We start from the raw sequence: 7,350 nt of genomic DNA, 5'->3' as shown, positions 1-7,350 counted from the left end.
CGAAAATGGCTATATGTTAGCAGACACAACACCAGACGGCTACATGGTAGACAGTAGCGGAGCAATGTTGTAAATACAATAAATAAAAAAGAACTGATTTTTATATTATAAATCAGCTCTTTTTTATTTATATAGATGAGAAAATAAATATTATTTTTACTTATATTTTTATATTTAAAAAACTTTTAAAAAAGAAAAAATAAAAAAACCTAAAATTATTTTTTATTTATTTTTAAAAGGGGAAAAAATATAAAACAAAAAAATTTTTTTATTTTTCATGAGCATTTCTTTTGACATAGCTCAATATAAATTGTATATTTTATTTGTATAAAACAATTGATAATAGATTTTGGAGGGAAAAAGAGTGAAATCATCAAAAGATTTAACAAAAGAACAGCATTTAGATATGTACCGACTAATGCATTTAATAAGAGATTTTGATATGGCATTAAGCAAACTTTTCTCACGTGGATTAGTACATGGTATGACTCACTATTCTGTAGGGGAAGAAGCAGCTAATGTGGGTGGTATTTATCCATTTAAAAAAGAAGACTTAATGTATTCAAATCACAGAGGACACGGACAAACTATAACTAAAGGAATAGACATAGATAGAATGATGGCAGAAATTTTAGGAAAAGAAACAGGCCAATGTAAAGGCCGTGGTGGAAGTATGCACGTCTATGATCTTGAACATGGTAATATGGGATGTAATGGTATAGTTGGTGGAGGACACGGATTAAGTACAGGAGCAGCTCTAACTCAAAAAATGAAAAAAACAGGAAATGTAGTTGTTTGTTGTATGGGTGATGGAGCAACAAATGAAGGAAGTTTCCATGAATGTTTAAACATGGCTTCTAACTGGGATTTACCTTTAATATTTTATGTAATAAACAATAAATATGGTATTTCTATGGCACAAGAAAGATGTATGAGAGTTAAAAAAATCACTGAACGTGCAGCATCATATAGAATAAAAGCAATTCATGTTGAAGATGGTAATGATGTTCTTCAAGTATATGATGCAATGCAAGAAGCGATAGAACACGCAAGAAGCGGAAAAGGGCCAGTATTGATAGAAGCAGTAACATATAGATGGTTTGGTCATTCAGCAAGTGATGCAGGAAAATATCGTAGCAGAGAAGAAGTAGCAGAATGGAAAGCAAAAGATCCAAATCTTAAATATAAAAAATATTTATTAAAAAATAATATTGCAACAGAAGAAGAACTTAATAAAATAGAAGAACACGCAAAAGAAGTTATTGACGGAGCAGTTAAATTTGCAAAAGAGTCTAAAGTAGCAGATGGAGCAGTAGCTTTCCAAGATAACTATGCAGACTAAAAAATTATTAGAATAAAAAATAATTTTAGGAGAGAAAAAAATGACAAAAAAAACAATGACAATGCGTGAGGCTATCAAAGAAGCAATGACAGCTGAAATGCGAGAAGATGAAAATGTATATTTAATGGGAGAAGATGTCGGTATTTTCGGAGGAGACTTTGGAACAACTGTAGGTATGCTTCAAGAATTTGGAGAAGAAAGAATAATAGACACACCTATATCAGAAGCGGCAATTGCAGGAGCAGCAGCAGGGTCAGCATCTACAGGAATGAGACCAATAGTTGACATAACATTTATGGATTTTATAACAATAGCTATGGATGCAATTGTTAATCAGGCGGCACCAATGAGATATATGTTAGGTGGAGAAGTAAAAGTGCCTGTAGTATTTCGTTGTGCCTCAGGAGCAGGTACAGGAGCAGCAGCACAACACTGTAAAGCTTTAGAATCATGGTTTTGCCACATTCCAGGATTAAAAGTAGTAGCACCAGGAACTCCACAAGACATATATTCTGTTTTACGTGCATCAGTAAGAGATAATAATCCAGTAATATATATTGAAGCAAAATCACAATATGGACACAAAGGTGAAGTTGACACAGAAAAAGTTTACGAAATCGGAAAAGGTGAAGTAAAACAAGAAGGAAAACATATTACTTTAGTTTCATGGGGACGTATGTTAGAAAAATCACTACAAGCAGCAAAAGAACTTAAAGAAGAAGGAATAGAAGTAGAAGTAGTAGACCCAATAACATTAGTACCACTAGATACAGAAATAATTGTAAAATCAGTTAAGAAAACAGGTAAATTGGTAATATGTCATGACTCATTCAAAACAGGAGGTTTTGGAGGAGAGATAGCTGCAAGAATAGCAGAAAGTGATGCTTTTGACTTTTTAGATAGTCCAATTTACAGAGTAGCAGGAGCAGACACTCATATTCCATCATCAAAAGAATTGGAAAAATTAGTAACTCCAGATGTAAAAGACATAAAAGAACAAATAAAAAAAGCAGTAAATAAACAGTAAAAATCTCTAACCAAAGGAAGTGAAAAAATATGGCAGTAGAAGTAATTATGCCAAAAGCCGGAAGCGAAATGGAAGAAGGCGAAATCGTACAATGGTTTAAAAAAGAGGGAGACGAAGTCAAGGAAGGAGAAGTGCTACTTGAGATTGTAACAGATAAAGTTAATATGGAAGTAGAAGCTGAAACAAGCGGAACTTTATTAAAAATATTAGCAAAAGCAGGGGATGTTGTACCAGTAGTACAGACTATTGGATGGATAGGAAAACCTGGAGAAAAAATACCATTGTCATCTTCAGATAAAAAAGAAACTGAAACAATTATTGAAAAAAAAGTAGACTATACACCAGTGAAAGAAATAGAAAAAATAGATTATTCTGGACTTAGAGCAACGCCAGCAGCAAGAGCATATGCGAGAGAAAAAAATATAGATTTATCCAAAGTTGTTGGGACAGGAGCAAAGGGAAGAATTCATAAAGACGATGTAGTAAACTACAAAATAAATGAAAAAATCAAAATTTCACCATTAGCTCAAAAAATCGCAGAAGTTGAAGGTATCAATATAAAATCACTTAAAGGAACAGGACCAAATGGAAAAATAATGAAAAAAGATGTCCTTGCACTTATAAATGGTGAAAAAGTAGAAACTAAAAAACCTCAACCAAAAGTAGAAGAAAAAGCTAAAAAAGAAGAAAAAGCACCAAATGAAAACGAATGGGGAGTAGTAGAAACAGTACCTATGACACCAATGCGTAAAGTAATATCTAAACGTATGAGTGAATCATATTTCTCTGCACCAACATTTGTAGTAAATGTAGAAGTAGATATGACAGAACTATTAGCCCTTCGTAAAAAAGTACAAGATACAATCATTGCAGAAACAGGTAAAAAAGCCACAGTAACTGACTTTGTATCATTAGCAGTAATTAAATCACTAATGAAACATCCATATGTAAATGCATCATTATCAAAAGATGAAAAAGAAATGTACTTACATCACTATGTAAATCTTTCTATAGCAGTAGGAATGGACAGTGGATTAGTTGTACCAGTAATAAAAGGTGCAGACAAAATGAGTTTTAAAGAATTAGTGGTAGCTTCAAAAGAAATAACAACAAAAGCACTTGAAGGAAAATTAAAACCTAATGAAATGGCAGACTCAACATTCACTATATCAAACCTTGGAATGTATGGAGTGCAAAGTTTTGTACCAATTATAAATCAACCAAATACAGCCATACTAGGTGTTTCAGCGACAGTTCAAAAACCAGTTGTTGTAGATGGAGAAATAAAAATAAGACCAATCATGATGTTAACTCTAACAGCAGATCACCGAGTAGTAGATGGATTAGAAGGAGCTAAATTCATGAAAACACTTAAAGCAGCAATTGAAAACCCAATATCATTATTAATTTAAACTGAAAAAATAGACAAAGGAAGTGACAAATATGGCAGTAGAAGTAATTATGCCAAAAGCCGGAAGCGAAATGGAAGAAGGCGAAATCGTACAATGGTTTAAAAAAGAAGGAGACGAAGTAAAAGAAGGAGATGTACTACTAGAAATCGTAACAGATAAAGTAAACATGGAAATAGAAGCAGAAGCAAGTGGTACACTATTAAAAATTCTTCACAAAGCAGGGGAAACAGTACCTGTAGTAGAAACTATAGCATGGATAGGAAAACCTGGAGAAGAAATACCAGGAGGAGAAAGCACATCATCAAGTGAAGTAGCAAAAGAAGTTGTTAAAGATATACCTGCACCAGAAAAAACAGAAACACCAGCACCACAAAAAAGACAAAGAAAAGGTGAATTTGACGTTTGTGTAATAGGTGGAGGACCTGCAGGATATGTCGCAGCAATAAAAGCATCACAATTAGGAGGAAAAGTCGCTTTAGTAGAAAATCTACAATTAGGTGGAACTTGTCTTAACAGAGGATGTATTCCAACAAAAACATTTTTGCATAATGCAGAAATAATAAATCACATAAAATCAGCAAGAGAAAGAGGAATAAAATTAGTAAATGACGCCTTCTCTGTTGATATGAAAAAAACTGTTGAAGTTAAAAACAAAGTAGCTAAAACACTATCAGGTGGAGTAGCAGGATTATTAAAATCATATGGTGTTAAAGTATATAAAGGAATAGGAAAACTAACAGTTGATAAAAAAGTTCTTGTAAATGACACTGAAACTATAGACGCTGATAAAGTAATTTTAGCAGGAGGATCAAAAGTAAGTAGAATAAATATTCCAGGAATGGAAAATGAAAAAGTACTTACAAGTGATGAAATTCTAGATATTGAAGAAGTTCCATCAAGATTAGTTGTAATAGGTGGTGGAGTTATAGGATCAGAATTAGGACAAACTTTCCAAACATTCGGATCAAAAGTAACCATAGTAGAAATGGCTGATAGAATAATTGCTAATATGGATAAAGATGCGTCAGCAGTATTAGAAAAACAACTTAAAAAACAAGGAGTAGAAATTTTAACAAGTTCTAAACTTCTTGAAATAAAAGATAATGGAAAAGATTTAACAGTAAAAATAGAAGGTAAAAAAGATATAATTGCAGATCGAGTATTACTTTCAATAGGACGTGTTCCAGATAATACTTGTCTTGGAGAATTAAAAGATAAATTCGAAATGGAAAGAGGCAGAGTAAAAGTTAACGACTATATGGAAACTAACATAGAAGGAATATATGCACCAGGTGACATAAATGGAAGAAAAATGTTAGCACATTCTGCATTCAAAATGGGAGAAGTAGCAGCTGAAAATGCTATGGGACATGTTAAAAAAGTAGATCTTAAAGCAACACCAGCCGCAATTTATACACACCCTGAAATAGCGATGGTTGGACTTACTGAAGAACAAGCTAGAGAAAAATATGATATAAAAGTAGGACGTTTCAACTTTGCGGCCAACGGAAGATCACTTGCATCAAATCAAGGTGAAGGTTTTGTAAAAGTTATAATGGATACTAAATATAGAGAAATATTAGGTATACATATAGCAGGACCTGTAGCAGCAGAATTAATAAATGAAGGCTCAACATTAATTCAAACTGAAATGACAATAGATGATGTAATGGATGTAATTCACGGACACCCAACATATTCAGAAGCATTATACGAAGCTATGGCAGATTGTATAGATATGTGTATACATGCACCTAAGAAAAAAAATAAAAAATAGATAAAATATTAATACCTTAAAATTTCAATTTGTTTTTTGGTTAAATATATTGACAAAAGATTTCATTAAAAAAAGCTTTATAAAATTTCTAAAAAAATTTTTTAAAGCTTTTTTTATATTAATTTATTTTAAATTCTTGAGTTTCTAACTCTTCTCCACCAATTCCTTTTTAACTCCTTTATATTTTTTAAAAAGGAAAAAATCAATGCTAAATCTGTAAAGACAAGAAAAATATTTAATATAAATCAAATTTTTTCAAATTATTATTAAAAAAATCTCTAAAAATTTCCGAAAAAATCTTTAGAGATTACCAATTTAATAGAATTATTTTGAATAGTTAGGAGATTCTTTGGTTATTTGAATATCATGTGGATGAGATTCAACAAGACCAGCTCCAGTCATACGGACAAATGAAGAATTTTCTCTAAGTTCTTTGAGATTTTTACATCCAGTATAACCCATACCTGATTTTAGCCCTCCTATAAGTTGGAATATAGTCTCGCTAAGTGCCCCTTTATATGGAGTACGTCCCTCTATACCTTCAGGAACAAGTTTTTTAGCATCTTCTTGAAAATATCTATCTTTTGAACCTTGTTCCATGGCTGATAAAGAACCCATTCCTCTATAAGTTTTAAATCTTCTACCCCCAAATATTTCTAAATCACTAGGGGATTCATCACATCCTGCTAACATAGATCCAAGCATAACAACATTTCCTCCTGCTGCAAGAGCTTTTACAATATCCCCAGAATATTTGATACCACCATCTGCAATTATTGTTTTGTCATATTTTCTTGCTACAGTTGCACAGTCATAGATTGCTGTGATTTGAGGAACTCCTACTCCTGCAACTACCCTGGTAGTACAAATAGAACCTGGACCAATACCTACTTTAACAACGTCAGCACCAGCTTTAAACAAGTCCTCACAAGCCTCGCTAGTCGCTACATTACCAGCTATTATGTCTATGTTAGAGTAATTAGAACTTAAAGTTTTTACAAGGTCTAAAACATTTTTAGAGTGACCATGAGCTGTATCTACTACGATTGCATCAACTCCGGCTTCTACTAGAGCGTCTACTCTTTCAAAAGTATCTTCTGTTACTCCTACAGAGGCAGCAACTAAAAGACGTCCAAATTTGTCTTTTGCAGAGTGAGGATATTTTGCTAATTTTTCTATATCTTTAATTGTTATCAATCCAGAAAGTTTTCCATTGTCATCAATTAAAGGTAATTTTTCAATTTTGTGACTTCTTAAAATGTCACTAGCTTCTTCAAGTTTTGTATTAGAAGGTGCAGTTATCAAATTATCTTTTGTCATTACTTTGTATATTGGAGTTTCAAAATCAGTTAAAAATCGCAAATCTCTATTTGTTAATATACCTACTAATTTTTTATTTTCTTCATTATCTACTATAGGAACTCCTGAAATTCTATAACGTTGCATTAATTCTTCTGCATCTTCTACTAAGTGGGTTGGAGTAAGGAAGAAAGGATTTGTTATAACTCCATTTTCAGAACGTTTAACTTTTAGTACTTCTTCTGCTTGAGCTTCAATACTCATGTTTTTGTGAATAACACCTAAACCGCCTTCTCTAGCTATTGCTATTGCCATTTTATGTTCAGTAACAGTATCCATGGCAGCAGACATAATAGGTATAGATAATTTTAAATTTCTTGTTAAATTGACTTTTAAATCTACTTTTTTTGGTAGCACCTCGCTATAATTAGGAACTAATAATACATCATCGAAGGTAAGGCCTTCTTTTTGAAATTTATTTTTCCACATAATT

General features: G+C 32.2%; 5 protein-coding genes. 4 read left to right on the top strand and 1 reads right to left on the bottom strand.

The genetic code is table 11. The annotated features are described in order from the left end of the window. Nucleotides 1-406: 406 nt before the first annotated feature. The 4 genes from HMPREF1871_RS03995 to lpdA are packed head-to-tail and all read left to right on the top strand — an operon-like array spanning nucleotide 407 to nucleotide 5,558. Nucleotides 407-1,342 carry a thiamine pyrophosphate-dependent dehydrogenase E1 component subunit alpha gene (locus HMPREF1871_RS03995; RefSeq protein WP_066130319.1) on the top strand — a complete coding sequence of 312 codons (936 nt, stop codon included), beginning with the start codon at nucleotides 407-409 and terminating at the stop codon, nucleotides 1,340-1,342. A 40-nt stretch (nucleotides 1,343-1,382) separates the two neighbouring features. Then, on the top strand, nucleotides 1,383-2,369 hold the full coding sequence (locus tag HMPREF1871_RS03990) for an alpha-ketoacid dehydrogenase subunit beta (RefSeq protein ID WP_066130317.1): 987 nt from the start codon (nucleotides 1,383-1,385) through the stop codon (nucleotides 2,367-2,369). 29 nt (nucleotides 2,370-2,398) lie between these two features. Beyond that, on the top strand, nucleotides 2,399-3,781 hold the full coding sequence (locus HMPREF1871_RS03985) for a dihydrolipoamide acetyltransferase (RefSeq protein ID WP_066130315.1): 1,383 nt from the start codon (nucleotides 2,399-2,401) through the stop codon (nucleotides 3,779-3,781). A gap of 31 nt (nucleotides 3,782-3,812) precedes the next feature. Beyond that, nucleotides 3,813-5,558: a dihydrolipoyl dehydrogenase gene (gene lpdA / locus HMPREF1871_RS03980; protein WP_066130313.1), complete on the top strand. Its 1,746-nt coding sequence runs from the start codon at nucleotides 3,813-3,815 to the stop codon at nucleotides 5,556-5,558. A gap of 324 nt (nucleotides 5,559-5,882) precedes the next feature. On the opposite strand, the gene guaB is transcribed toward lpdA, so the two are convergent. Then, nucleotides 5,883-7,346 (bottom strand): IMP dehydrogenase, encoded by a 1,464-nt coding sequence (guaB, locus tag HMPREF1871_RS03975; RefSeq protein ID WP_066130311.1) that lies wholly within the window; start codon nucleotides 7,344-7,346, stop codon nucleotides 5,883-5,885. Nucleotides 7,347-7,350 lie beyond the last annotated feature (4 nt).

The sequence above is a fragment of the Gemelliphila asaccharolytica genome (assembly GCF_001553005.1).
Taxonomy (GTDB): Bacteria; Bacillota; Bacilli; order Staphylococcales; family Gemellaceae; genus Gemelliphila; species Gemelliphila asaccharolytica.
Note: the sequence above shows the minus strand (reverse complement) of the source record. Positions and strands in the feature narration are given on the sequence as shown.

Coding starts and splice junctions, on each gene's coding strand:
- HMPREF1871_RS03995 (WP_066130319.1), top strand. CDS start 407: ATGTACCGACTAATGCATTTAATAAGAGATTTTGATATGGCATTAAGC.
- HMPREF1871_RS03990 (WP_066130317.1), top strand. CDS start 1,383: ATGACAAAAAAAACAATGACAATGCGTGAGGCTATCAAAGAAGCAATG.
- HMPREF1871_RS03985 (WP_066130315.1), top strand. CDS start 2,399: ATGGCAGTAGAAGTAATTATGCCAAAAGCCGGAAGCGAAATGGAAGAA.
- lpdA (WP_066130313.1), top strand. CDS start 3,813: ATGGCAGTAGAAGTAATTATGCCAAAAGCCGGAAGCGAAATGGAAGAA.
- guaB (WP_066130311.1), bottom strand. CDS start 7,346: ATGTGGAAAAATAAATTTCAAAAAGAAGGCCTTACCTTCGATGATGTA.